This window comes from Streptomyces sp. NPDC015127, assembly GCF_043080095.1.
Taxonomy (GTDB): Bacteria; Actinomycetota; Actinomycetes; order Streptomycetales; family Streptomycetaceae; genus Streptomyces.
In genome coordinates this window covers 241,645-264,555 of sequence record NZ_JBIBVE010000007.1, presented here as the reverse complement: position 1 = coordinate 264,555, position 22,911 = coordinate 241,645, and the positions used below count along the sequence as shown (strand labels likewise).

Below are 22,911 nucleotides of genomic sequence, written 5' to 3'. Positions count from 1 at the left end.
GTCCTCGCCGCGGCGGTGGCCCGGGCGCGTAGCGCCAAACCGACGGTGCGCCCGTCGGTGAACCCCTGACACCTGCGGGCCTTGAAGGGATGTCAGAGCTCGGGTCGGCCAAGGCATTGACACGCCCATACGGGGAGCCGACACTCGTGAGCCACTGGTGAACGATTTTTCACTATGCGAACGAGCCGCTCGCCCCTCAGGGACTGACATGACTTCTGCTTCCACCGAGCCCGCCACCCCCCGGCACACGTTCCGAACGGTCTTCCCCGTCCTGGCACTGTGCTGGCTCGCTGTGTTCTTCGACGGCATGGACGTGAACATCTACGGCGCCGTCATGCCGCACATGCTCGACGACAAGGGCCTCGGGCTCACCCAGGCCGCCGCCGGCACCATCGGCAGCTGGACCACCTTCGGCATGCTCATCGGCGCGCTGACCGCCGGGAACATCACCGACTGGCTCGGCCGCCGGCCGATGCTGGTCGGCAGCGTGACCCTCTTCTCCGCCGGCTCCGCCGTCTGCGCCCTCGCCGGGGACGCCGTCGCCTTCGGGGCGGGCCGGTTCGTCGCGGGCCTCGGACTGGGCGGTCTGATGCCGCTGTGCCTGGCGATGGTGCTCGAGTTCGCGCCGCCCCGGCGGGCCGCGCTCACCACCGGGCTGCTGATGACCTCGTACCACGTGGGCGGAATGGCGGCCACGGGACTCGGGCTGACGCTCGCTCCGTCCGCCGGCTGGCGCTGGGTGTTCTGGGCCGGGGTCCTGCCCGCCGTCGTCGCGGTCCCGTTGCTGCTGAAGCTGCTGCCCGAGTCCCCCGGGGTGCTGCTCGCCCGCGGAGAGCGCGAACGCGCCGACGCGGTGGCCGACCGCTACGGGCTCGCCCGGCCCACTCCCGTGGAGGCGCCGGCGGCCGGTGCGAAGGGGCGGCTGGACGCGGTGCGGGCCCTGTTCGCTCCCGAGTCGCGGTGGGCGACTCCGCTGCTGTGGCTGGCCTCCTTCTGCGGTCTGCTGCTCGTGTACGGCGTCAGCACCTGGCTGCCGCAGATGATGCGGTCCTCCGGTTACGGTCTCGGTTCCTCCGTCAGCTTCCTGCTCGTCATCAACGCGGGTGGCATCGTCGGCATGCTGATCGCGGGCCGTACCGCCGACCGCTTCGGTGCCGTACGGGTGTCCGCGGTCTGGTTCGTCCTGACGGCGGCCGGCGCGCTGCTGCTCAAGTCGCATCTGCCGCTGGGGGTCACCTATGTCGTCGTCGCAGTCACCGGAGTCTGGCTGTTCAGCGCCCAGGTGATGGTCTACGCGGCCACCAGCACGGTCTACCGCGACAGCGAGCGGGCCGCCGGGCTGGGGATGGTCACCGGAGTCGGCCGCACAGGGGCGGTGGTCGGTCCGTGGCTCGTGGGAACGCTGGCCGCGAGCGGCAACCAGGGCTGGGGCTTCACCGCGTTCGCGCTGGCGGGACTCGTGGGCGCCGTCGCCGTCGCGCTGGTTCCGCTCGCCGCGCGGGCGGGACGCGGAACCCGGGCTTCGGTTGCCACCGGTGTCCCGGCCGCGGCCGGTGCACGCACGGCGAACGCGGCCGACTGAGACCACCCGTGCGTCACAGCGGCGGCGTGCCCCCTGGCGGGGAGCACGCCGCCGCTGTGACGCGAGGCCGGCCGGCCCCGAGGATGGCCGGACCACATGTCGCCGCTCAGCTCTCCTGAGTCAGCGGCAGTCCGACGTAATTCTCGGCCAGTTCGGCGGCGGCGTGCGCGGACGCCTCGATCCTGGCGAGCTGCGACAGCTGCAGTTTGGTGTCGAAGGCGGACTGGGCCGGGTCCGCGTGCAGCATGGTCGTCATGGAGTACGAGAAGTGCTCGGCCCGCCACACCCGGCGCAGGCAGGTGTCGGAGTAGGCGTCGAGCAGGTCCGCCGACCCGGTGCGGCGCTGGTGCTCCAGCGCGCGGGCCAGTACGACCACGTCGGCCGCCGCGAGGTTCAGCCCCTTCGCCCCGGTGGGCGGAACGATGTGCGCCGCGTCGCCCGCGAGGAAGAGCCTGCCGTAACGCATCGGCTCGGTGACCGAACTGCGCATCGGCAGCACCGACTTCTGGGTGACGGGCCCGCGCTTCAGCCGCCAGCCGGGCTCCGCCGCGAGGGCGAGCCGGGCATCGAGCTCGTCCCAGACGCGCTCGTCCGGCCAGTCGGCGGGGTCGGTGGCGTTGGGGACCTGGAGATAGAGGCGGCTCACGTACGGCGAGCGCATGCTGGCCAGCGCGAAGCCCTGTGCCGAGTGGGCGTAGATCAGCTCGTCGTAGACGGGCGGGGCGTCGGCGAGGATGCCGAGCCACGAGTACGGGTACGTCCGCTCGTAGGTCGTGCGGCTGCTCTCCGGCACGGCGGCGCGGGTGATCCCGTGGTAGCCGTCGCAGCCGATGACGTAGTCACAGGTCAGCGTCTGGTCGCGGCCGTCATGGCTGTAGTGGATCGAGGGACGGTCCGTGTCGGCGCCCGCCACCGCGCGGACGTCGGCCTCGAACAACAGCGGGCCGCCGTCGGCCAGTTGGAGGGCGATGAGATCCTTGACCACCTCGGTCTGGGCGTAGACGGTCACCCGGCGCCCGCCGGTGAGCGCGGGAAAGTCCACCCGGTGGGATCGGCCGTCGTGGCGCAGTTCGATGCCGTCGTGGATCAGCCCCTCGGCGGCCAGACGGGCCCCGGCCCCGGCGGCGCGGAGTACGTCGACGGTGGCCTGTTCGAGGATGCCCGCGCGCTGGCGCTGTTCCACATAGGCCCGGTCGCGGCGCTCCAGGACCACACTGTCGATGCCGGCGTTGTGCAGCAGGCGGGCGAGCAGCAGCCCGGAAGGGCCGCCACCGATGATCCCGACGGTGGTGTGCATGGGGTCTCCTTCCCACGGAGGAAGGGCCCGCGATCCCGGCGCCGTAATGCACCTCCGCAAGCCCTTGTTCGCATAGTGAAAAAATATTCACTATGATGTGCCCAGAGTGTGCGCCGCGCGGGTTCCGCTGTCAACGCCTCGTACCGGCACCCGCCAGGCCGCCGGCCTGGGTTTTCGGGCGGGTCATTCATTACCGTGGTCCCCAAGATCCACCAGGGAGTCTCCATGTCACCGACCCCGACCGAAACGGCGTCCGAAGCCGCCGCGCCGCCCGAGGCGGTCGCGCCGCTGATGCGTGGCATCGCCGTGCTGCGCAGGCTCACCGACGCCGACGGAACGATGAGTCTCAGGGACCTGGAACTCGCCACCGGTCTGGCGCGCTCGACCGTCGACCGGGTCACGGCGACGCTCGCCCGCATGGGATACGTCCGCCTGGACGGCCGCGACGTCGTCCTGGCACCCCGCCTGATGGAACTCGGCAACGCCTATCTCGCGGGCCTGGGGATCCCCGCGCTGCTGGGCACCCGCGCCGACGAACTCGCCGACGAACTCGACGAGTCGGTGTCCCTCGCGGTCGCCGACGGCAGCGGTGTGCGTTTCCTTCACCAGGCGACCCGGCGTCGCGCGATGTCGCTGAGCTTCCGGATCGGGGACCTGCTCCCCGCGGAACGGACCGCGCCGGGACCGCTGTTCGCTGCCCACTGGACGGCGAAGGAGTGGCAGGCGTGGCGCGCGCGCAAGGCCGCCGACCCCGAGGATGCCGGCTTCCCCGCCGTTCCCCCCGCCACCCGCGGCGCCGAGTCACACTTCGAGGACCGGGTGGCCCGGGCGCGGACGCAGGGGTGGGCGCTGGACGACCAGCTGATCGAAGACGGGCTCGTCGCTCTGGCCGTGCCCGTACGAGGCCCCGACGCGGCCGTGGCCTGCGCGGCGAGCGTGGTCAGCCACACCAGCCGGCACAGTGCCGCGTCCCTGGCCGAGGCGGTGCTGCCCCGCCTGCGCGGGGCCGTACAGGAGTGGGAGGAGGCACTTCGCCGAGCCAGGCCGCCCGTCGGCGGGCCCGCGCCGGACGCACCGCTGGCCTCCTGGACCCACGCCTCCAAGCAGGAGCTGGGCCGTGAATTCGTCGAGTCGCTGGCGCGCGGGCTGACCGTGCTCACCGCCTTCGGCGAAGGCCGGTCCGAACTGACACTGACGGCCGTCGCCGAGACCACCGGGCTGGCCCGCGCCACCGCCCGGCGCGCCCTGATCACCCTTGAGCACCTCGGCTACGTCACGGGAGACCGCCGGACGTTCCGCCTCACCCCCCGTGTGCTGGGCCTGGGCTTCCCCTCGCTGTCCCGGACCACACTGCCCGGCATCGCCGCACCGCATCTGGCGGCGCTGACGCGACGTGTGCACGACTCGGCGTCGCTCGCCGTCCTCGCCGGCGACGACATCCAGTACACGGCGCGCGTCGCCACCAGCCGCATCATGAGCGTCAACATCAGTGTGGGGACCCGCTTCCCCGCGTACGCGACCTCTCTGGGCCGTGCGATGCTCGCCGCGCTTCCCGCCGAGGAGCGTCTTGCCCGGCTGGAGCGGGCCCGTCCACAGCGGCTGACTCCGCACACGGTCACCGGACGCGAGGAACTGGCCGCCGTTTTGGAGCGCGTGGCCCGGCAGGGGTACGCCCTCGTCGACGAGGAACTGGAGGAGGGCCTGCGCTCGCTGGCCGTACCGGTCCGCGACCGGACGGGGACGGTGGTCGCGGCGGTGAACGTCGGCATGCACAGCAGTCGTCGAAGCACCGAGGAGTGTCTCGCGGAGGTCCTTCCCGAGCTGCGGGCCACGGCCGCCCGCGTCGAGGAGGACCTGCACATCGCCGGCCGCTTCGCCCGGATCCCGCTGCTCTGATCCGGCCCCGCCCCGACGGGTCGCGCCGCTGCCCGCCCCGGCGCTACTGCTGGCCCGAGGGGCGCGGGCTGCGGCGCACCCGGGCGAGTACGAGCACCGTGTCGTCGGACAGCGGGTCGGGCAGCAGGTCGTCGATGACATGGTCCGCCATGGCCTCCAACGGCATGGGCGCCCGGCTCAGTTCGGTCCTCAGGGCGGCCAGCCCCTCGTCGAGGTCCTGCCCGCGCGCCTCGACGAGCCCGTCGGTGTAGAGGGCGAGGACGGCGCCGTCGGGAACGTCGATGTCCGTGGTGCCGAAGGTGTGGCCGCCGACCCCCAGTGGTACGCCCAGCACGTCGTCGATGATGTCGACCCTCCCGTCCGGGCGGGCCACCATCGGCGGCGGATGACCGGCGCTGGCGATGCGTGCGTGCCCGGTGTCGGCGTCGTACACGAGGTAGAGGCACGTCGCCAGCTCGATGCCCGCCTCCTGGGCGCAGGCGTCGAGTTCGGCGAGCAGTACGGCGGGCTCCCGGACGTGCCGGGCGATCGCCTTGGCGGTGATGCGCAGCCGCCCCATGGCCGCGGCCGCCGATACTCCGTGCCCCATCACGTCGCCGACGACCAGGGCGACCCGGTTGCCGGGCTGGTTGATCACGTCGTACCAGTCGCCGCCCACTTCGGTCGCCCGGCTGCCGGGCACGTACCGGTGGGCGACGTCCACGTACGGGCTCGCGCCCGGGGCGGCGGGCAGCAGTGCGCGCTGGAGGGTGAGCGCGATGTCCTGGACCCGGCTGTAGAGGCGTGCGTTGTCGAGGCAGAGCGCGGCGCGTGAGGCGAGTTCACCGGCGAGGGCGGTGTCCGCCTCGGTGAAGGCGGGCCGTTCCGCGGAGCGGCCGAACATGGCGATGCCCTGGACCGTGCCGCGCGCGATGAGCGGGGCCATCAGGATGCGGCTCAGTCCGCTGTCGACGAGCAGCCGGGCACGGCTCGGGTACGCGACGGTCCGGGTCACGAAGTCGTCGTCGACGGGCACGCAGACCGGCCGGCCCGTGCTCACCATCTGATGAACGGTCGAGCCCGGCGGGTAGGAGACGTGCTCCAGCCCGCCGACCAGCTCCGGTGCCGGCGGCGGGAGCGTCGTGCCCGACGCGATGCGGCGGGTGGCGAGCGGGAGGGACGGGTCGAACATCTCGTGCTCGTCGCGCCACTCCACGAGTTCGACGACCGAGGCGTCGGAGAAGGCCGGGACGGCGGCATCGACCAGTTCCTGGGCGGTGACCATGACATCGAGGGTGTTGCCGATGGATCTGCTGGCCCGGTCCAGCAGGTCCAGGCGCTGACGGGCCGCGGTGGCCTCGACGACGGCCTGCTCCCGGTCGGTCATGTCCAGCAGCAGCCCGCCGATTCCGGGCCGGCTGCCGACGGCACCGCTGAGCGGGAAGAAGCTGACCGAGCGCACCTGGTCCCGGTCCGGGTGACCGGCGCTGCGCATGCCGACCAGCGCGCCCACCACCGGCCTGCCCTGCTCGGCCACCTGGTGGAGCAGGCGCAGGAATGCGCCGCCGTCCGATGTGGTCACGACGTCGTCCACGCGGCGCCCGAGGTGTTCCTCGATGGTGAGCCCGTCCATGTCGGCGAGCGCCTGGTTGAGGTGCAGGAAGCGCAGGTCCTGATCGAGCATGACCAGGCCGATGGGGCAGGTCTCGAAGAGCGCGTCGAGGAAGGCGAGGTTCGTCTTCACGCGGTCGAGCTCGTCGCCGCGGCTCGACAGCGCCATGGTCACGCTGTCGCCGGGCCCGGTGAGGGGGAAGACGCGGAAGCCGCAGTCGAAGACGGTGCCGTCGCGATGCCGGGCCGGCAGGCGGACGCGCCAGTATCCGCGGGCCCTGCTCTGTTCGACCAGCAGCGCGGCCGGGTCGGGCCGGCCCTCGGCCGCTGCGGGGAACAGGGCCGCGCCGGGCCGGGACAGCGCGGAGGCGGTGTCGTATCCGAACAGGGCCTGCGCGCCGGGCCCCCAGAGGCGGATCCGGTGCTCCTCGTCGAGACCGAAGACGGCCACCGCGACCTGCTCCAGCAGCGTCCCGTGTTCGGACCGGAGCGTACGGGAGGCCTCCTCGCTGCCCGGCTGATCTGCTGGCACCGGATGCCCCTTCCACCGTTCCGGGGGACCGCGGCAGCGACCACCGACGGCACGCCACGCCCCTGTCGTCCATTGTCGTGACACCGAGGAGCCGCGGCATGCGGAGCGCCCGGCCCCGGTCGGTGGCGGTGCGGCCGATCGGGCCGCGGGGCGCCGTCCAGGCTTCCGGCGGTCCTGGGATCAACCGATCGGATGACCCCGGTGTCCACCGTTGCGCGCACCGTGTCCAGCCGGTCCCACGACGAAGGGCCGGGGGAAGCGGACCGAGGATGGAACGCGGAGCGGCACCGGATTCCCCGCAATCCCGTGGTTCCCCCTCTCCCGTCCTCGCGTGACCACGGGGCCCCGTGCGTGCGCCGCCGGTCGTGGTCGGGTCCCGTACCGGCGGCGCGTACGAGGGCGACGGCCGCCGCTTCGCCGGTACACGCCCCGCCCGGCCCGGACCGCAGGAGGTTCAGGCACCGTACGCAACACAAGGAGCACCGCCATGCACGCTCTCGATCGCGCCCTTCTGGAGGCCGCCGCACGCGGTGACGCGGACGCCGTGCGCGCCGCTCTGGACGGCGGCGCCGCGGTCGACGCCCGCGACGAGCACCGCCGCACCCCGCTGCTGCGTGCCGCGCTCGGCGACCACACGGCCGCCGCGCGGGTGCTCGTTGCCGCAGGCGCCGATCCGGACGCCCAGGACGACCGGCTCGACAGCCCGTGGCTGGTCACCGGCGTCACCGGCAGCGTCGCCATGATGCGGACCCTGCTGCCCGCCGGACCCGACCTGAAGATCACCAACCGCTTCGGCGGCACGTCCCTCATCCCGGCCGCCGAGCGCGGTCACGTCGACTACGTGCGGGCTGTGCTCCGCGAGACCGACACCGACGTCGACCACGTGAACCAGCTCGGCTGGACCGCCTTGCTCGAGGCGGTGATCCTCGGCGACGGCGATCGCGCGCACCAGGAGGTCGTCGAGCTGCTGATCACGGCGGGAGCCGACCCGGGGCTGCCCGACCGGGACGGCGTCGCCGCCCTGCGGCACGCGGAGCGCCGTGGCTTCACCGAGATCGCCGGCCTGCTGAGGGCCGTACGGTGAGGCGGGCCGCATCGGCCGCAGCCGCGGTCGCCGTCCTCGTCGCCGGATGCTCGGTCACGGGAGAGGACGAGGCCTCCCCGGCCCGGACACGTTCGGCTGCCCCCGAGGCGGCCGCCGCGCCGGCCCCCGCGCCGTCGGGACGCACCCCGTCCGGGACTCTCGTCCTCGCCGACTCCGGCGCCGACACCGTCACGTTCGTCGACCCGGACGAGGGGGCGTTCGACACGGTCGAGGTGGGCACCGCCCCCTACGGGCTCGTCGTCGGCGACGACGGACGGGCCTGGGTCGCCACGGCCGAGGGCGTTGCCGTCGTGGACACCGGCAAGCGGACGCGGATCGCCCGCATCCCGTACGAGACCGACGGCATCGGGGAGCCCGCGTACGGCGAGTACCGCGGCGGCGGCATGGGGATCGCCCTCGCTCCCGACGGCCGCCACGTGTACGTCGGCGTCAACCGGCCCGGCGGCGACGGCACCGTCGAAGTCGTCGACACCCGCAGCCTCCAGATCACGGGCGTCGTCGGCGTGGGCCGCCGCCCGTTCGACGTGGACGTCTCGCGCGACGGCCGCGAGGTGTACGCGACGGACCACGACTCCTTCGACGTCACCGTGGTGGAGACCGACGGCCTGGGCACCCGGCGCATCGAGGTCGCGCCCTATGGCACCGAAGGCGGTCTGGGGTCCTGGCTCAAGCCGCACTACGCCGCGGTCCGGCCCTCGGACGGACGGCTGCTGCTGCCGTTCGAGGGCGAGCGGCTGGTCGTACTCGACCCGCGGACCGGCAGGTCTCACATCGAGCGCATGACCGCGAACACGCACCAGCACGGCGCGGCGACCACCGCCGACGGCACGCTGCTCGTGGTGGGCACGGGTCCGATCGACCCGTCGCGCGACGAGGCCCCGTCGCTCACCGTGCGCGCCCCGGACGGCCGGGAGCGGGTCGTCCCGCTGGACGGGCCCCACGAGGCCGTCGCCGTCTCCCGCGACGGCCGCACCGCGTACGTCACGGGTGGTTTCACCCGCGACGGTTACTGGAACGGCATCACGGTCGTGGACCTGGACTCCGGTGACACGCGACGCGTGCCGGCGGGCGAACGCCCCCTGGGCATCGCCGTCCTCTGACCACACGTGTGGGGACTCCTGCGGCACTGTCCTCGGCAGGCCGCGGCCCTGGACCGTTCCTCGGGTCAGGGCGGCGGTTTCCGCGGCGGGAGGTCGTACGACCGCGGTCGCGGCTCCATCTGGGCCACCATCACCGCGAACCGCGCACAGACCTGTCTGAGTTCTGCATGGGTCGTGTTGCGTTCGGTGATGACGGCGGCGAGCAGCAGTGCCGTGAGTGCCGTCGTGCCATTGAACGCCTGGAGCGTGACCATGCTGGAGAAGAGATCTTGACCGGCGAACGGGCCGCTTTCGGCGGCCGCGGCCAGGATCGCCAGCGTGGACACCACCAGCGCGCACGGCGCGGCGCCGGCCAGCTGGAAACGGAAAGCAGCCCAGATCAGGAACGGGTGGACGAGGAAGAGCAGGCTCGTCTGGGACGTACGCGTCGCCAGACCGGCGGCGGCGACCGTCCCGACCCCCAGCGCCACGGCCTCGGCCCAGCGGCGGACCCCTGCCCCCGCCGGCCACCGGGCCCTGCGCAGTGCGAGGAGAAACGGCGCGACGACCAGGATCCCCATCGCGTCACCGGTCCACCACACCGACCAGGTCGGCCAGAAGTCGCTCGGCTCCAACGCCCCGGAGGCGACCAGCACGCCGCTGCCGATCGTCGAACTGATCAGCATTCCGGCGAGTGCGCCGAGGAAGACCAGGGCCAGTACATCCCGCAGGCGGTCCAATTCGGCACGGAAGCCGGCCCTGCGCAGCATCAGGCAGGCGCAGACCGGTGCCAGGGTGTTGCCCGCGACGATCACCAGTACCGCGGCAACGGACGGGCCGAGGGTCACATTCGCCAGGAACGCGCCGAGCGCGATGCCCGGCCAGACACGAAGCCCCAGGACGAGCAGCGAGGCCAGCGCGAGGCCGGTCGGCGGCCACAGAGGGGTGACCTGGTCGCGCACCAGCTGCTGAAGAAGCCCGAGGCGGGCGGCCCCGTAGTAGAGGGCGGCAACGACGAGGACGCGCAGAACGGCAGATCCGTAGCGACCGATCTCTGAACTGCGCACGACAGCAGTCTGCGCTCGGGACGGATACGCGGCGACCGGGACGGTGCACGGGTTCAGACGAGCCCCTGGGGTCCGTCGTAGCGGACGACGAGAACGGCGGCGTCGTCGCGGTGCCCGGTCAGATCGGCCACCTTGACGACGGCCGAGGCCAGCACGTCGGGGTCGGCGTCGAACCCCGCGCGTACGAGCTTGGCCACCTCGGCCAGACCGGCCTCCATCGGGTAGTGCGGACCTTCCACGACTCCGTCGGTGAGCAGCACGAGGACCCCTGCCTCCGTCAGGCGCCGCCGGGTGACGGGATAGCGCTCGCCCGCCACGATGCCGAGCGGGGGCCCGCCGCGGTCGAGCGTGATGCCCGAGTCGCCCCCTGCCGTGGCCCAGACCATCGGGACGTGGCCGGCCCGGGACACCGTCAGGTCACGGCTGACCGGGTCGAAACGCAGGAAGCAGCACGTCGCGAACAGGCCGCACCCCATCGAGACGAGCACATCGTTGGCGCGGCTCAGCACCTCGCGCGTGTCGCTCGTCGCCTCGGCAATGGCGCGCAGGCTGGTGCGGACCTGTCCCATGAAGGCGATGGCCTCCACGTCGTGCCCCTGCACATCACCGATCGCGAACCCCAGCGACCCGTCGCTCATCGCGAAGGCGTCGTACCAGTCGCCGCCCACGTCCAGGCCGTCCCGTGACGGCGTGTACCGGGCTGCCAGGCGCAATCCCGGCAGTTCCGGCAGTCCTGGCGGGAGCATGTGGCGCTGCAGGGCCATGGCCAGCTCGACCCGGGCCCTTTGGAACGTGATCCGCTCCTGGGCCTGATCGATGAGCTGCCCGAGAGTGATCAGGAGTTGCTGAGCGCTGTCGGGCGGGTCGGAACGATGTCGGTGCATCACGGCTCCGGGCTTCCCGCAGGCCTTCTGAGGTCACCCTAGCCCTCACCGGCGCGCCCCTCCACAGGTGTCTCACGGCCCTCGCTGGCGAGGCAACGGTTCGTGCCGCGCCGCCACGGGCTCCGCTGGGGACCGGCCGGGCCACTCCCGCTGGGTGTGACCGCGAGAACGGCCCGGTCGTCGTCGCAGTCGTGCGGCGGGTGCACGGTGTCGGACCGCGAGCCTTTCGAGCACCGGGTGGAACTCCCCGGCGGGATCCCGCGCTTCACCGATCCCGTCGGCGCGGGCCACGACCACCTCCCCCGGGCGCAGCGGATGCGCTGCCGGCATCGCCGCGCCGCCCGGCGCCACGTGCCCAGGCCCAGCGGCAGCGCGGGCGTGGTGGCCGGCCGCCTGGCACCGTCCGGGCCGACGACGACGGGCGGGGATGGCCGCGGACACGACGCATACCTCGCCGCCCGTGGGCGGGACCTCCAGGCCAGTGCCGTCACGAAGAGTTCGGGATCGGCGCCCTGGCCGACCGAGCCGGCAGGGGCGGCAGGGGCGGCAGGCATCGGATTGGCCAGGGATGGGAGGCGTCTGGCTCCGCTCGCCGGCGCGAGGCACCGGGCTCCCCTCATACCCGGTGCACGGGTGATCAAGGGCAATGCGTCTCGAGGGTGCCGCGACGCCGGATGTCGAGTGTTGCGCAGTGGAAGGAGCCGCCGAAGGGGGCGTAGTGCAGCAGGTCGCACGGGATGGGCTCGAACCCCCATGACTCGAGCGCCCGCAGCATGCCGGTGTGGTGCCGCTCCGCGATCACTCGTCGGTCGTCGAGCACGAGGACGTTCATGCTGAGCCACTTGCCGCACATCGAGGTGATCTTGAGCAGGCGCTCGTCGATCGGGTCGGGCTCCGGGGCGACCAGGACGTCCCACGAGCTGAGAACACTGGGCAGGCGGTCGACGTCGATGTGCTCGGGATTGACCAGGACCTTGCCGGGCGCGAGCGGGACGAATGTCGTGTCGATGTGCATCGGTGTGCGGCAGCGGCTCTCGATCTCGTGGATGCGGTAGCCGGGGCCCAGATGGCGGCGCAGCCACTCGATGCCCATGCGGTTGGTGACGTTGCTCCGTGTGACGAACAGATCGCGTCCGGCGCGGACGAAGTCCGCTGCGTCGAATACCGGCTCGAACTCGGTGGTGATGTAGCGCATGGGCTCGTCCGGCGCGGGAGGGCGGTAATCCGCTTCGAACAGTTCGTCGGTCAGCTGCGGTTTGGGTGCCGCGGTCCAGCGCGCGCCGCGCCGGAAGTAGTCCTTGAGGAGTGCGCGATAGGAGTGGGTCTCGAAATACCGGCAGGGCCACGCCATGGGGGTCTCGATGATCTCGTCCCCGATCACGATCATGCTGTCGCGGGGGCAGGTATTGCAGAAACCGCGCGACGACCAGTCGGGGGTGCGAAAGAGCTTGCGGTGGTCGACCGCGTCCGGGCGCCGGACCGTGATGCCGAGGGACCGCAGCAGACTGACGAACTCGTCGAGCTCCTCCTGTGCCTGCTCGATCAGCATGCGCGGATACCTGAGGCCGGCGGCCAGCCCCTGCAAACGCGCCGCCCAGGGTGGGATGTTGCAGGCCACGACCGGATGATCGGAGGGGATCGTGGCACCGTCGAGACGCCCGACGACGACCTCTTCCAGCGGGTCCCACTCGTTGTGCGAATTGACCGGGGAAGCAAGGGTTCGCTCGGCGTCGGCAGTGATGGCTGACGGCGCCCGACCTGTTCGCGGCTCTGTATGCGTCATGCCGGCGCCACCTCCTGGAGACGGGGTCGAGGGTCGATTTTACGGACCCATCGGATCACCGGCCCACCCGAACGGCGTGCCCCGGCGGGCCATACGGGTGAAGGCCCTCTCATCAGAGGCCCGCCGGGCCATGGACACAAAGCGGCACGCGTCGCGACAGACATGACCCTCACCTGTTCAGGCTGGATCCGGCGGTTCGGCGCCGCAATTCCGCCCCTGCCGGGAACAGGCGCGGCCGCAACGGGGTTGGAGTCGACGACCGTCCATGCCACCGCAGTTCGGGTGCGACCAGCCGGAGGAGACCACATGTCGCGGGGTCATCGCATCACCATCGAGCAGGGAACACAACACGTCCGCGTGGTGCACGGCGGCACGGTCCTGGCCGAGAGCCGCCGCCCGCTGCTCCTGCGCGAGACGGGCCTGCCCGTGCGCTACTACCTGCCGCCCGACGACGTACGCACCGAACTGCTGACGCCGTCGGACTCGCGCACCCACTGCCCCTTCAAGGGAGACGCCTCCTACTGGTCCCGGCCGGGGGCGGACGACCTCGTCTGGGCCTACCTCGACCCCATTCCCGATGCGGCGGCGATCAAGGGGCACTTCTGCTTCTACGACACCGAGGTCGTGACCGACTGACATGCGGCTCGGTGTCCCGGCCGGACGGCCGGGATGCCGTGCGGTGGTACACCGCCGGTCACGGACTGTCGCCTTCCCAGTCGAACCGCCGAGGGTCACCGGTCCGCGGCCGGTACAGGGCGCGCCCGCCGGGCCCGTGGCGGGCGAGTTCGGTGGCCAGAGCCACGCCGTCCCGGAGCTGTTCCGCCGTCCAGCCGGTGACGTCCAGGAACAGGCCGTCCAGCGGACCGCCGACCAGGTCGACGTAGGCGCGCCCGTGCCGCCGGCCTGCCTCGGGATCGTCGTGGTCGGCCCCGTACACCCGCCCCCGCATGATCTGCTCGTCCATACGGGAAGCATCGCAGCCGCCACTGACAGAGAGACGGGCCGCTCGGCGACGGAGGCGGAGGCGGAGGCGGTCGCTCTTCCCTTGTGTGCTGTCCGCGCCCCGGCTGCGACACTCCCGCCGACCGGGCCGGATCCGGTCCGGCTGATTTCCAGCAAGCAGGGATAAGCGGTAGATCAGCTTAAGTCGATCATGAAGGTGATTTTCGCTGATTCCCGTCGTCGGGCATGACACGCAAAGCACTGTCTCGTTTAGGTATGGGGCATGGGATACGACATTGCATATCCGGGCGGCCCGGCTCGGAAATTCTCCGTGCGCACCGCTGGATCGAGTACCAGGGGCCTGACATGGCGGGGCTGACGGCTGTCGAGGCGGCAACGCCCGCTTCTGTCGATTCGCTTCTGCAGTGGGCCCGTGCGCTGGTGGCTCCGGCTCTGCGAGACGCCATCGGCGACTTGCCGGACCCGGAGGGGCGCATCGCCGGATACCACCGGGGGTGGTACGCGGCGGACGGCAGCCGTCTGCCGTCGTCGGCGGGCGGCGAACGAGGCGGCAAGGCGGTACGCCCCGCCCTGGTGTTCCTGGCGGCCCGCGCGGTCGGGGGGTCGCCCGATTCCGCCGTTCCGGGAGCGGTGGCGGTGGAACTGATCCACGACTTCTCGCTCCTGCACGACGATGTGATCGACGGTGATCCCCTGCGCCGCCACCGTCCGGCCGCCTGGACCGTGTACGGGACACCCGGGGCGGTACTGGCGGGGGACGCGCTGCTGGTGAGCGCGTTGCGCACGCTGGTGGCGGCGCCCGCACCGGTCGCGGACGCTGCGGTGCGCGAGGCCCTGACGATGCTGGGCGAGCTGATGGTCGGTCAGAGCCGGGACGTCTCCTTCGAGAAGGCGAGCCGGGTGCGGGTCGAGCAGTACCTCGCCATGGCGGAGGGCAAGACAGGCGCCTTGATGGGGTGCGCCTGCGCCCTGGGAGGCGTACTGGCCGGCGCGGGGCCGGAACGGGTCGCCGGCCTGCGCGACTTCGGCCGCTGCCTCGGTGTGGCCTTCCAGTGCGTGGACGACTTGCTGGGCATCTGGGGCGAGAGCGCGCGGAGCGGCAAACCGGTCGGAGCGGACCTGGTGGCCCGCAAGAAGTCTCTGCCCGTGGTCGCTGCGCTGTCCGACGACGGTGCGGCAGGCAGACGCCTGGCTGCCCTGTACGCGCGGCCGGAGCCCCTGGACGAGGCGGAGATCGCGCTGGCCGCCGAGCTCGTCGAACAAGCCGGCGGCCGGGAGGCGACCGAACGCGAGGTGGTCCGGCAGACCACGGCGGCCATGCGGGCCCTGTCGCGAGCGGAACCGACAGCGGACGTGTACCGGCAGATGCAGGAACTCGCCCTGCTGCTCACCCGCCGTGACAGCTGATCCGTCCGCCGGCCACCGGAACGAGCGGCGCCGTAACGGACTCACGGGACACCTGCGGGCGTAACGGGATTTTCGTTACCAAGGGCGTTGACGGTACGTTCAGTTACAGGTGGCCACATACCGGTCCGCCGTCCGGCGTGATCGCCATCGGCGAAGCGTACGGATCTCGAAGACGACACTCACATGAGAGGGCGGCATGTGTCCGGGCCCCCGGCTGTCAGTGTGTACGGCCTGCATGTCACGCGAGGGAAGCACAGCCTGCTGCACGACATTTCGTTCACGGTGCCGCGGGGTGCCATCGTGGGTCTGCTCGGTCCCAGCGGCTGCGGAAAGACCACACTGCTGAGATCGGTGGTCGGCATTCAGGCGAGTTCGGGCGGACATGTGCAGGTCCTGGGGTTTCCCGCCGGGTCGCCGGCCCTCAGCTGCCGGGTCGGATACGTCACCCAGGCACCGTCGGTGTACCCGGACCTGACCGTTCTGGAGAACCTCAGGTACTTCTCTGCCGCCCTCGGTATGCGGGGGTGGCAGCGGGAGAACGCCGTGGTCCGTGTGGTGAAGGAAGTCGACCTCGCCGAGTACGCCGACAAGCCGGTGGCCCGCCTCTCCGGCGGCCAGTACTCCCGCGTGTCGCTGGCCGTGGCCCTGCTCGGCACGCCCGACCTGCTGGTCATGGACGAACCGACCGTCGGGCTCGACCCGTTGGTACGCCGTGAGCTGTGGGAGGTCTTCAGGCGTCTCGCCGAAACGGGCACGACCCTGCTCGTCTCCAGCCACGTCATGGACGAGGCGGACCGCTGCGACCGGCTGCTGCTGATGCGCGGCGGCCGGCTGATCGCCTCGGCGGGACGCGAGGACCTGCTGATGCACACCGGCTGCAACAGTGTGGAGGGAGCCTTCATGCACCTCGTGACCTCGGCGGCGAGGGCGGAAGCCGGCCCCCGCCCGGCCGTGGACCATATCCCCGCCCCGCTGATCACCGACGTCCTGCCCGATCCCGACAGGCCGTACTTCGTATCGGACGCCCGCCGATGAGCACGGACCGTTCACCCGTGCCGCAACTGCGGGGTCGCCCGCTGCCGTTCTCGCCGGGCATCACCGTGGCGACGGCCCGGCGCGTGCTCCAGCAGATCTCCCGTGACCGCGGCAGCACCGCGCTGATGCTCGCCATCCCCTGCATGCTCATGGTGCTGCTCAAGCTGATGTTCAGCGGCGCCGAGGAATCCTTCGAGCGGGTCGGGCCCCAGGTCTTCGGCATCTTCCCCGTCATCGTGATGTACCTGGTGGCCTCGGTGTCGACGCTGCGCGAGCGGACCTCCGGCACCGCCGAGCGGCTGCTCACCCTGCCGGTGCAGCGGCTCGACATCGTCCTCGGGTACAGCATGGCGTTCGCGTTCCTCGCGCTGCTCCAGGCGGTGCTGTCGACGCTGCTGTCGGTCGGCCCGCTGGGGTTGGACATCAAGGGGCCCGCGTATCTCCTCATGGTCATCGCCATGCTCGGTGCCCTGCTGGGACTTGCGCTGGGCCTTCTCGTCAGCGCCTTCGCACGCAACGAGTTCCAGGCGGTGCAGTTCCTGCCCGCCGGGGTCCTGCCGCAGTTCCTCGTGTGCGGGCTCTTCGTCCCGAGGGACGAGATGCACGGGTCCCTCGACGCTCTGGCGCAGGTCATGCCGATGACGTACGCGGTCCAGGCGGCCACCGAAGCCGCCACGCACGAGGGCGTCACCGGCGTGTTCGTCCGTGACGCCGCGCTGATCCTGCTGTGCGTCGTCGGCGTCCTGTTCGCCAGTGCCGCCACGCTCAAGCGCTGACGGCAGACGGGTGGGGTACGGCTCCGGAGCCGTACCCCACCCGTCGTGCCTGCCGTGCGCCCGGCTACAGGGCTCAGAACCCGATGCCGCCTCCGTTGGACGTGTCCCAGGCGAAGCCTCCGCTGATGTTGCCATTGGCCGGGAACTCGAACGGGCCGAACCGGATCGGCCGTCCACCGCGCCCGTGACCGCCGCCGTTTCCGTCGCCGTGTCCGTCGGGGCCGTCGAAGCTCACCGCGGACGGTGCCGCCGGCGCGGCGGACGCCACGGAACCGGTTCCCGTGACCAACGCGGCCGCAGCAAAGGTGACGATCGCAGCACGACGCAAGAATGACATTACTTACTCCAAGGAATGGGAAAGGAATGATGCATTCGCCACCATATCCGCGCGGCGATGCGGCAGTTCGACACATGCGGGCCGATTCCCCCTAAGGAGGCAGAGGAATCGGCCCACCGACCCCATCGATAGGGGTATCGACTTTTCCGTCTTTCACGCCGGATGGCACTTCGCCTCCCGCTCTTTGTACGGTGCCCCGGTGAACAATTCAGTTCTGGTCTCCGCCGTGGCCGCCCTCCTCACACTGACCGCCACCGCGACCGCCGCTCTCACTCCACCGCCGCCCTGGGTCCACGAGCCCGGTCGGCCCCCTGCCTGGGAACCCTCGCCGGTGCCGTCCTGGCGGCCGCCGTCCCACCGGCCGGTGTCGCCACCCGCCCGGCAGAACGGGCAGCCACACGGGAGCACTTCCGCCGGTTCCGGCAACAACCCCGGCACGCAGGACGGTTACCGGTCCTTCCTCGTCCGGCTGGTGAACGAGGAACGGGCCGCAGCGGGTTGTCCGCGGGTGAGCACGCATCCGGCACTGAACAGGACCGCCCAGGCACACAGCACCTACATGGCGCGTGCCCAGCGCCTGTCCCACACCGGGGAGGGCGGCTCGGCCCCTGGCAGCCGACTGACCGCGGCGGGCTACGACTTCAGCCGGGCGGGCGAGAACATCGTCGCCGGACCGGAGGACCCGGCGGGCGCCGTGCGGGCGTGGATGAACAGTTCCAAGCACCGCAGCTCGATCCTCACATGCCAGTTCCGCCACGCCGGGGTCGGCCGCGGCGCGGGCAGGAACGGGCCGTGGTGGACGCTGCTGCTGGCCGCGCCCCGCTGAGACCGGCGCGGCGGCCACCGGGTGGGGCGACGCACCGTCACAACACGTCGTCGTCCCACCACCAGGCGAGCGTGGGCGCGGTGGGAAGCGGCGCGCACCTGCTGTCGGCGGGGGCGTCGGCCCAGTCCAGCGGGGCTTCGTCCATGGCGTCCGGAACGTGTCCCAGGCTCAGGTAACGCGGCACCCGAAGACCCCACTCGGCGTTGCCCCTGATCCCGTGGCACAGCCCCTGGAGGTAGCTGCGCAACTCGGTGCCGGCGCGCGGCCCGACCCGGTCGTGCACCTGAAGGAACCGCGTCATGATCCGGTCCCGTACGCAGGTCGCCGCTTCCACCGCCTCCGGCAGGGAGAGCTGCTGGTGGCGCATGAGCACGCTGTAGATGTTCTGGTCGGCATGGCCGCGTGACATCTCCTTGCGCAACGAGTGCCGGTCGTTGTCGAGCGCGGCCACCATGATGGCCATCTCCGTCAGGGCCCGGACGACGGGCCGGCGCAGCTCCGCGTCCGGTACCTCCAGTCCGGTGGCCAGCTCCAGCATCGCGAAGGTCGGCTCGCCGCCGGACGCGAGCAGTCTCATGGCCAGGTACTCGTCGAGGTCCGGCATACGGTCCGCGGCCTGGTTGCCGATCTGCCAGCAGACGCCCGAGAGCCACGCACGGTGCGCATCGGTGAAGCGGCGGACCTGTGCGGGCGTACCGAACGACCGGAACCGGCCGACGATGTCCTGAAGCGGCCGGATGAACCGTTCGCCGCCGTCAACGGCCGACGGCGACTCGGCGGCCCGCTGGACGAGTCCGGCGAGCGCGTTGAACTGGGCGGGCCGGCTGCTCAACGGGCCGTTGTCGCACCGGGCGTCGTCGAAGGCGAAGCCCCAGTAGACCCAGAGCGAGGTCGCGAGCAGACGGTCGTCGTCGGCCACCGGTGCGAAGCGGGCATAGAAGTCGGTGCTGTGCGTGGCGACCACCCATGCCTCCTCGTGCTCGGAGGCACACATGCCGCTCTCCCGGATCCACTGCACGGCCCGCGCATCCACCTGCCGCACATGACGGTGGACCGCGGATTCCAGGGGACAATAGAGCGCGGGCAGGTCGGCTTCGGCCACGGCGGCTCCCATGAGCAGCTCCTTCGTCTCGAAAGGTGTGAGCTACACATGCTCTGGTCTGCGCCGTGTGCACGAGGAGACATCGAGGCGTTTCCCGGGTGAACCCCCCCGAAAAGGTAATCGTCTACCGGTGATTGACACTGGTGGACGGCTCACGCGATCTCGACGAGAAGGTCACCGCCCTCGACCTGCTGGATCCGGGTGATGGCCAGCCGTGCCACCCTGCCGCTCTTCGGCGCGGTGATCGCGGCTTCCATCTTCATCGCCTCGATCGTGGCCACCGTGGCGCCGGCCTCGACCTCGTCGCCCTCGGCGACCGCGAGGGTGACCACGCCGGCGAACGGCGCGGCGACATGACCGGGGTTGGTCCTGTCGGCCTTCTCCGTCGCCGGTACGTCGGCGGCCGCCGCGGTGTCGCGTACCTGGATCGGCCGCAGTTGGCCGTTCAGGGTGGCCATCACGGTGCGCATGCCCCGTTCGTCGGCCTCGCCGACGGCCTCCAGCGCGATGAGCAGCCGTACGCCCGGCCCGAGGTCGACGGTGTACTCCTTGCCGGGGCGCAGTCCGTAGAAGAAGTCCTTGCTGTCGAGCACGCTGGTGTCGCCGTAGGTCTGGCGGCGAGTCTCGAACTCCTTCGCCGGTCCGGGGAACAGCAGCCGGTTCAGCGTCGCCCGCGGGTCCTTCTCCAGGCCGATGCGGTCTTCAGCGGTCAGCTCCGGCACCGGCCGGGGAGCGGCGCGGCCCTCCAGCGCCTTGCTGCGGAACGGCTCCGGCCAGCCGCCGGGCGGGTTGCCCAGTTCGCCGCGCAGGAAGCCGATCACCGAGTCCGGGATGTCGAACCGGGCCGGCTCCGCCTCGAACTCCTCCGGGGACACCCCGGCGCCCACCAGGTGCAGCGCGAGGTCGCCGACCACCTTCGACGACGGGGTGACCTTCACCAGCCGGCCGAGCATCGTGTCGGCGGCTGCGTACATCGCCTCGATCTCCTCGAAGCGGTCGCCGAGTCCGAGTGCGATCGCCTGGGTGCGGAGGTTGGAGAGCTGTCCGCCGGGGATCTCGTGGTGGTAAACGCGCCCGGTGGGCGAGGCGAGGCCCGCCTCGAAGGGTGCGTAGATCCTGCGGACGCTCTCCCAGTACGGCTCCAGGTCGCCGACGGCCTGGAGGTCCAGTCCGGTGGGCCGCTCGGAGTGGTCGGTCGCGGCCACGATCGCCGACAGCGACGGCTGCGAGGTGGTCCCCGCCATGGAGGCCACCGCCCCGTCCACGGCGTCCGCACCGGCCTGGACGGCGGCGAGGTAGGTGGCGAGCTGGCCGCCCGCGGTGTCATGGGTGTGGATGTGGACGGGGAGGTCGAACTCCCTGCGCAACGCCGAGACGAGCTTCGCGGCGGCCGGGGCGCGGAGCAGGCCCGCCATGTCCTTGACGGCCAGGACGTGTGCGCCCGCGGCCACGATCTGCTCGGCGAGCCGGAGGTAGTAGTCGAGGGTGTACAACCGCTCCGACGGATCGGACAGGTCGGCGGTGTAGCACAGCGCGACCTCGGCGACCGCCGACCCGGTCTCCCGTACGGCGTCGATGGCGGGCCGCATCTGCCCGACGTCGTTGAGCGCGTCGAAGATGCGGAAGATGTCGATGCCGGTGGCCGCGGCCTCCTGCACGAAGGCGTCCGTCACCTCGGTCGGGTACGGGGTGTAGCCCACGGTGTTGCGGCCGCGCAGCAGCATCTGGAGGCAGATGTTCGGCACGGCTTCGCGCAGCGCGGCCAGGCGCTCCCAGGGGTCTTCCGCGAGGAAGCGCAGTGCGACGTCGTACGTGGCGCCGCCCCAGCACTCCAGGGACAGCAGCTGCGGCAGGGTGCGCGCCACCACCGGGGCGACGGCCAGCAGATCCTTGGTGCGGACGCGGGTGGCGAGCAGCGACTGGTGGGCGTCGCGGAAGGTGGTGTCGGTGACGCCGATGGTGGGCGACTCGCGCAGCCGGCGTGCGAAGCCTTCCGGGCCGAGCGCGGTGAGCTGCTGCCGGGAGCCGGCCGGCGGCTCGATGGCGGGCAGCGGTGGCAGCTTGGTGGCGGGGGCGGTCAGTTCGGGCCGGCTGCCGTGGGGCTTGTTCACCGTGACGTCGGCGAGATAGGTGAGCAGCTTCGTGCCGCGGTCGGCGGAGTGGCGCGCGGTGAGCAGGTGGGGCCGTTGCTCGATGAACGAGGTCGTGACGTGCCCGGCCCGGAAATCCGGGTCGTCGAGGACGGCCTGCAGGAACGGGATGTTCGTGGACACGCCCCTGATGCGGAACTCCGCCACGGCGCGCCGCGCACGGCTGACCGCCGTCGTGAAGTCCCTTCCCCGACAGGTCAGTTTGACCAGCATCGAGTCGAAGTGCGCGCTGACCTCCGTACCGGCGTGCGTGGTACCACCGTCGAGCCGGATGCCCGAGCCGCCCGGCGAACGGTAGGCGCTGATCATGCCGGTGTCCGGGCGGAAGCCGTTGGCCGGGTCCTCGGTGGTGATCCGGCACTGCAGCGCGGCGCCGTGCAGGACGACGGTGTCCTGCGCCAGGCCGAGGTCGGCCAGTGTCTCGCCGGCGGCGATGCGCAGCTGGGCCTGCACCAGGTCGACGTCGGTGACCTCCTCGGTCACGGTGTGCTCCACCTGGATGCGCGGGTTCATCTCGATGAAGACGTGATTGCCGTCGCGGTCGAGCAGGAACTCCACGGTGCCCGCGTTGCGGTAGCCGATGTGGCGGGCGAACCTCACGGCGTCGCCGCAGATCCGGTCGCGCAGCTGCGGGTCGAGGTTCGGGGCGGGTGCGAGTTCGATCACCTTCTGGTGGCGGCGCTGCACCGAACAGTCGCGCTCGAACAGATGGATGACATTGCCCTGCCCGTCGGCGAGGATCTGCACCTCGATGTGCCGGGGGTCGACGACGGCCTTCTCCAGGAAGACGGTGGGGTCACCGAACGCGGACTCGGCCTCGCGGGCCGCCGCCTCGACGGACTCCCGCAGCATCGCGGGGTCCTCGACGCGTCGCATGCCGCGCCCGCCGCCTCCGGCGACCGCCTTGACGAACACCGGGAAGCCGATGTCCTCGGCTGCGGCGACCAGTTCGTCCACGTCGGTGGAGGGCGCGGAGGAGCCGAGCACCGGCACACCGGCCTCGCGGGCGGCGGCCACGGCACGCGCCTTGTTCCCGGTCAGCTCCAGGATCTCCCTGCCCGGGCCCACGAACGTGATGCCCGCCTCCTCGCACGCGCGAGCCAGTTCGGGGTTCTCCGACAGGAAGCCGTACCCCGGGTAGACCGCGTCCGCACCGGCCAGGCGCGCGGCCCGGACGATCTCCTGCACGGAGAGGTAGGCCCGCACCGGGTGCCCCGGCTCGCCGATCTCATAGGCCTCGTCGGCCTTGAGCCGGTGCAGCGAGTTGCGGTCCTCGTGGGGAAAGACGGCGACCGTGCGCGCGCCCAGTTCGTAACCCGCGCGGAACGCGCGAATCGCGATCTCCCCACGGTTGGCGACCAGCACCTTGCGGAACATTCCCGATCCCTTCAGCCTGCCGGTGAGGGTCCCCATGGTGTCGGCGACGCCTCTGTCGCGCCAGCGTGGGTCTTGTCACACGGGGCCGAGTCGCTCGGACGGACCGACGGCTGCGGGCACGAC

18 protein-coding genes are annotated in these 22,911 nt (G+C 71.6%); 9 read left to right on the top strand and 9 right to left on the bottom strand.

Annotated elements, in window-relative coordinates:
- Positions 1 to 208: 208 nt before the first annotated feature.
- Positions 209 to 1,582, top strand: coding sequence for an MFS transporter (locus ACF08N_RS16310; RefSeq protein WP_392325270.1), 1,374 nt, complete (start codon positions 209 to 211; stop codon positions 1,580 to 1,582).
- 106 nt (positions 1,583 to 1,688) lie between these two features.
- Here the strand turns inward: ACF08N_RS16310 and ACF08N_RS16305 are convergent, their stop codons facing one another.
- Positions 1,689 to 2,879, bottom strand: a complete 1,191-nt coding sequence (locus ACF08N_RS16305) for a 4-hydroxybenzoate 3-monooxygenase (RefSeq protein WP_392325269.1) — start codon at positions 2,877 to 2,879, stop codon at positions 1,689 to 1,691.
- Between the two features lie 225 nt (positions 2,880 to 3,104).
- On the opposite strand from ACF08N_RS16305, the gene ACF08N_RS16300 reads away from it, so the two are divergent.
- Positions 3,105 to 4,775 (top strand): IclR family transcriptional regulator C-terminal domain-containing protein, encoded by a 1,671-nt coding sequence (locus tag ACF08N_RS16300; protein ID WP_392325268.1) that lies wholly within the window; start codon positions 3,105 to 3,107, stop codon positions 4,773 to 4,775.
- A 43-nt stretch (positions 4,776 to 4,818) separates the two neighbouring features.
- Here the strand turns inward: ACF08N_RS16300 and ACF08N_RS16295 are convergent, their stop codons facing one another.
- Positions 4,819 to 6,897: a SpoIIE family protein phosphatase gene (locus ACF08N_RS16295; protein ID WP_392325267.1), complete on the bottom strand. Its 2,079-nt coding sequence runs from the start codon at positions 6,895 to 6,897 to the stop codon at positions 4,819 to 4,821.
- Positions 6,898 to 7,384: 487 nt separating this feature from the next.
- On the opposite strand from ACF08N_RS16295, the gene ACF08N_RS16290 reads away from it, so the two are divergent.
- Positions 7,385 to 7,981 carry an ankyrin repeat domain-containing protein gene (locus tag ACF08N_RS16290; protein WP_392325266.1) on the top strand — a complete coding sequence of 199 codons (597 nt, stop codon included), beginning with the start codon at positions 7,385 to 7,387 and terminating at the stop codon, positions 7,979 to 7,981.
- Positions 7,978 to 9,102 carry a hypothetical protein gene (locus ACF08N_RS16285; RefSeq protein ID WP_392325265.1) on the top strand — a complete coding sequence of 375 codons (1,125 nt, stop codon included), beginning with the start codon at positions 7,978 to 7,980 and terminating at the stop codon, positions 9,100 to 9,102. The genes ACF08N_RS16290 and ACF08N_RS16285 overlap by 4 nt, the downstream gene beginning before the upstream one ends.
- A gap of 65 nt (positions 9,103 to 9,167) precedes the next feature.
- Here the strand turns inward: ACF08N_RS16285 and ACF08N_RS16280 are convergent, their stop codons facing one another.
- The 3 genes from ACF08N_RS16280 to ACF08N_RS16270 form a co-directional block, all read right to left on the bottom strand.
- Positions 9,168 to 10,148 carry an MASE1 domain-containing protein gene (locus tag ACF08N_RS16280; RefSeq protein ID WP_392325264.1) on the bottom strand — a complete coding sequence of 327 codons (981 nt, stop codon included), beginning with the start codon at positions 10,146 to 10,148 and terminating at the stop codon, positions 9,168 to 9,170.
- Between the two features lie 53 nt (positions 10,149 to 10,201).
- On the bottom strand, positions 10,202 to 11,032 hold the full coding sequence (locus ACF08N_RS16275) for a PP2C family protein-serine/threonine phosphatase (protein WP_392325263.1): 831 nt from the start codon (positions 11,030 to 11,032) through the stop codon (positions 10,202 to 10,204).
- Positions 11,033 to 11,669: 637 nt separating this feature from the next.
- Positions 11,670 to 12,815, bottom strand: a complete 1,146-nt coding sequence (locus ACF08N_RS16270) for an amidinotransferase (protein WP_392325262.1) — start codon at positions 12,813 to 12,815, stop codon at positions 11,670 to 11,672.
- Positions 12,816 to 13,121: 306 nt separating this feature from the next.
- On the opposite strand from ACF08N_RS16270, the gene ACF08N_RS16265 reads away from it, so the two are divergent.
- Positions 13,122 to 13,451, top strand: coding sequence for a DUF427 domain-containing protein (locus ACF08N_RS16265; protein ID WP_392325261.1), 330 nt, complete (start codon positions 13,122 to 13,124; stop codon positions 13,449 to 13,451).
- A gap of 58 nt (positions 13,452 to 13,509) precedes the next feature.
- On the opposite strand, the gene ACF08N_RS16260 is transcribed toward ACF08N_RS16265, so the two are convergent.
- Positions 13,510 to 13,779 (bottom strand): hypothetical protein, encoded by a 270-nt coding sequence (locus tag ACF08N_RS16260; protein ID WP_392325260.1) that lies wholly within the window; start codon positions 13,777 to 13,779, stop codon positions 13,510 to 13,512.
- A gap of 344 nt (positions 13,780 to 14,123) precedes the next feature.
- On the opposite strand from ACF08N_RS16260, the gene ACF08N_RS16255 reads away from it, so the two are divergent.
- The 3 genes from ACF08N_RS16255 (at position 14,124) to ACF08N_RS16245 (ending at position 16,996) form a co-directional block, all read left to right on the top strand.
- Entirely contained in the window at positions 14,124 to 15,185 is a 1,062-nt protein-coding gene (locus tag ACF08N_RS16255) for a polyprenyl synthetase family protein (RefSeq protein ID WP_392325259.1), read from the top strand.
- Between the two features lie 183 nt (positions 15,186 to 15,368).
- Positions 15,369 to 16,220, top strand: coding sequence for an ABC transporter ATP-binding protein (locus ACF08N_RS16250; RefSeq protein ID WP_392325258.1), 852 nt, complete (start codon positions 15,369 to 15,371; stop codon positions 16,218 to 16,220).
- 17 nt (positions 16,221 to 16,237) lie between these two features.
- Positions 16,238 to 16,996: an ABC transporter permease gene (locus ACF08N_RS16245; protein ID WP_392325257.1), complete on the top strand. Its 759-nt coding sequence runs from the start codon at positions 16,238 to 16,240 to the stop codon at positions 16,994 to 16,996.
- Between the two features lie 73 nt (positions 16,997 to 17,069).
- On the opposite strand, the gene ACF08N_RS16240 is transcribed toward ACF08N_RS16245, so the two are convergent.
- On the bottom strand, positions 17,070 to 17,264 hold the full coding sequence (locus ACF08N_RS16240; RefSeq protein WP_392325256.1) for a hypothetical protein: 195 nt from the start codon (positions 17,262 to 17,264) through the stop codon (positions 17,070 to 17,072).
- Positions 17,265 to 17,532: 268 nt separating this feature from the next.
- Between ACF08N_RS16240 and ACF08N_RS16235 the strand changes: the two genes are divergently transcribed.
- Entirely contained in the window at positions 17,533 to 18,159 is a 627-nt protein-coding gene (locus ACF08N_RS16235; RefSeq protein ID WP_392325255.1) for a CAP domain-containing protein, read from the top strand.
- A 37-nt stretch (positions 18,160 to 18,196) separates the two neighbouring features.
- Here the strand turns inward: ACF08N_RS16235 and ACF08N_RS16230 are convergent, their stop codons facing one another.
- Together ACF08N_RS16230 and ACF08N_RS16225 are read right to left on the bottom strand one after the other, a co-directional pair.
- Positions 18,197 to 19,273, bottom strand: a complete 1,077-nt coding sequence (locus tag ACF08N_RS16230; protein ID WP_392325254.1) for a hypothetical protein — start codon at positions 19,271 to 19,273, stop codon at positions 18,197 to 18,199.
- A gap of 140 nt (positions 19,274 to 19,413) precedes the next feature.
- The gene (locus ACF08N_RS16225; protein WP_392325391.1) at positions 19,414 to 22,788 is read right to left on the bottom strand and encodes a pyruvate carboxylase; all 3,375 of its coding nucleotides are present in this window, start codon (positions 22,786 to 22,788) and stop codon (positions 19,414 to 19,416) included.
- Positions 22,789 to 22,911: the final 123 nt, after the last annotated feature.

Excerpts from the sequence above, each read along its gene's own strand:
- ACF08N_RS16250 (WP_392325258.1), top strand. The coding sequence starts at position 15,369 with ATGAGAGGGCGGCATGTGTCCGGGCCCCCGGCTGTCAGTGTGTACGGC.
- ACF08N_RS16225 (WP_392325391.1), bottom strand. The coding sequence starts at position 22,788 with ATGTTCCGCAAGGTGCTGGTCGCCAACCGTGGGGAGATCGCGATTCGC.
- ACF08N_RS16270 (WP_392325262.1), bottom strand. The coding sequence starts at position 12,815 with ATGACGCATACAGAGCCGCGAACAGGTCGGGCGCCGTCAGCCATCACT.
- ACF08N_RS16255 (WP_392325259.1), top strand. The coding sequence starts at position 14,124 with ATGGCGGGGCTGACGGCTGTCGAGGCGGCAACGCCCGCTTCTGTCGAT.
- ACF08N_RS16260 (WP_392325260.1), bottom strand. The coding sequence starts at position 13,779 with ATGGACGAGCAGATCATGCGGGGGCGGGTGTACGGGGCCGACCACGAC.
- ACF08N_RS16305 (WP_392325269.1), bottom strand. The coding sequence starts at position 2,879 with ATGCACACCACCGTCGGGATCATCGGTGGCGGCCCTTCCGGGCTGCTG.
- ACF08N_RS16290 (WP_392325266.1), top strand. The coding sequence starts at position 7,385 with ATGCACGCTCTCGATCGCGCCCTTCTGGAGGCCGCCGCACGCGGTGAC.
- ACF08N_RS16230 (WP_392325254.1), bottom strand. The coding sequence starts at position 19,273 with ATGGGAGCCGCCGTGGCCGAAGCCGACCTGCCCGCGCTCTATTGTCCC.
- ACF08N_RS16275 (WP_392325263.1), bottom strand. The coding sequence starts at position 11,032 with ATGCACCGACATCGTTCCGACCCGCCCGACAGCGCTCAGCAACTCCTG.
- ACF08N_RS16265 (WP_392325261.1), top strand. The coding sequence starts at position 13,122 with ATGTCGCGGGGTCATCGCATCACCATCGAGCAGGGAACACAACACGTC.
- ACF08N_RS16310 (WP_392325270.1), top strand. The coding sequence starts at position 209 with ATGACTTCTGCTTCCACCGAGCCCGCCACCCCCCGGCACACGTTCCGA.
- ACF08N_RS16300 (WP_392325268.1), top strand. The coding sequence starts at position 3,105 with ATGTCACCGACCCCGACCGAAACGGCGTCCGAAGCCGCCGCGCCGCCC.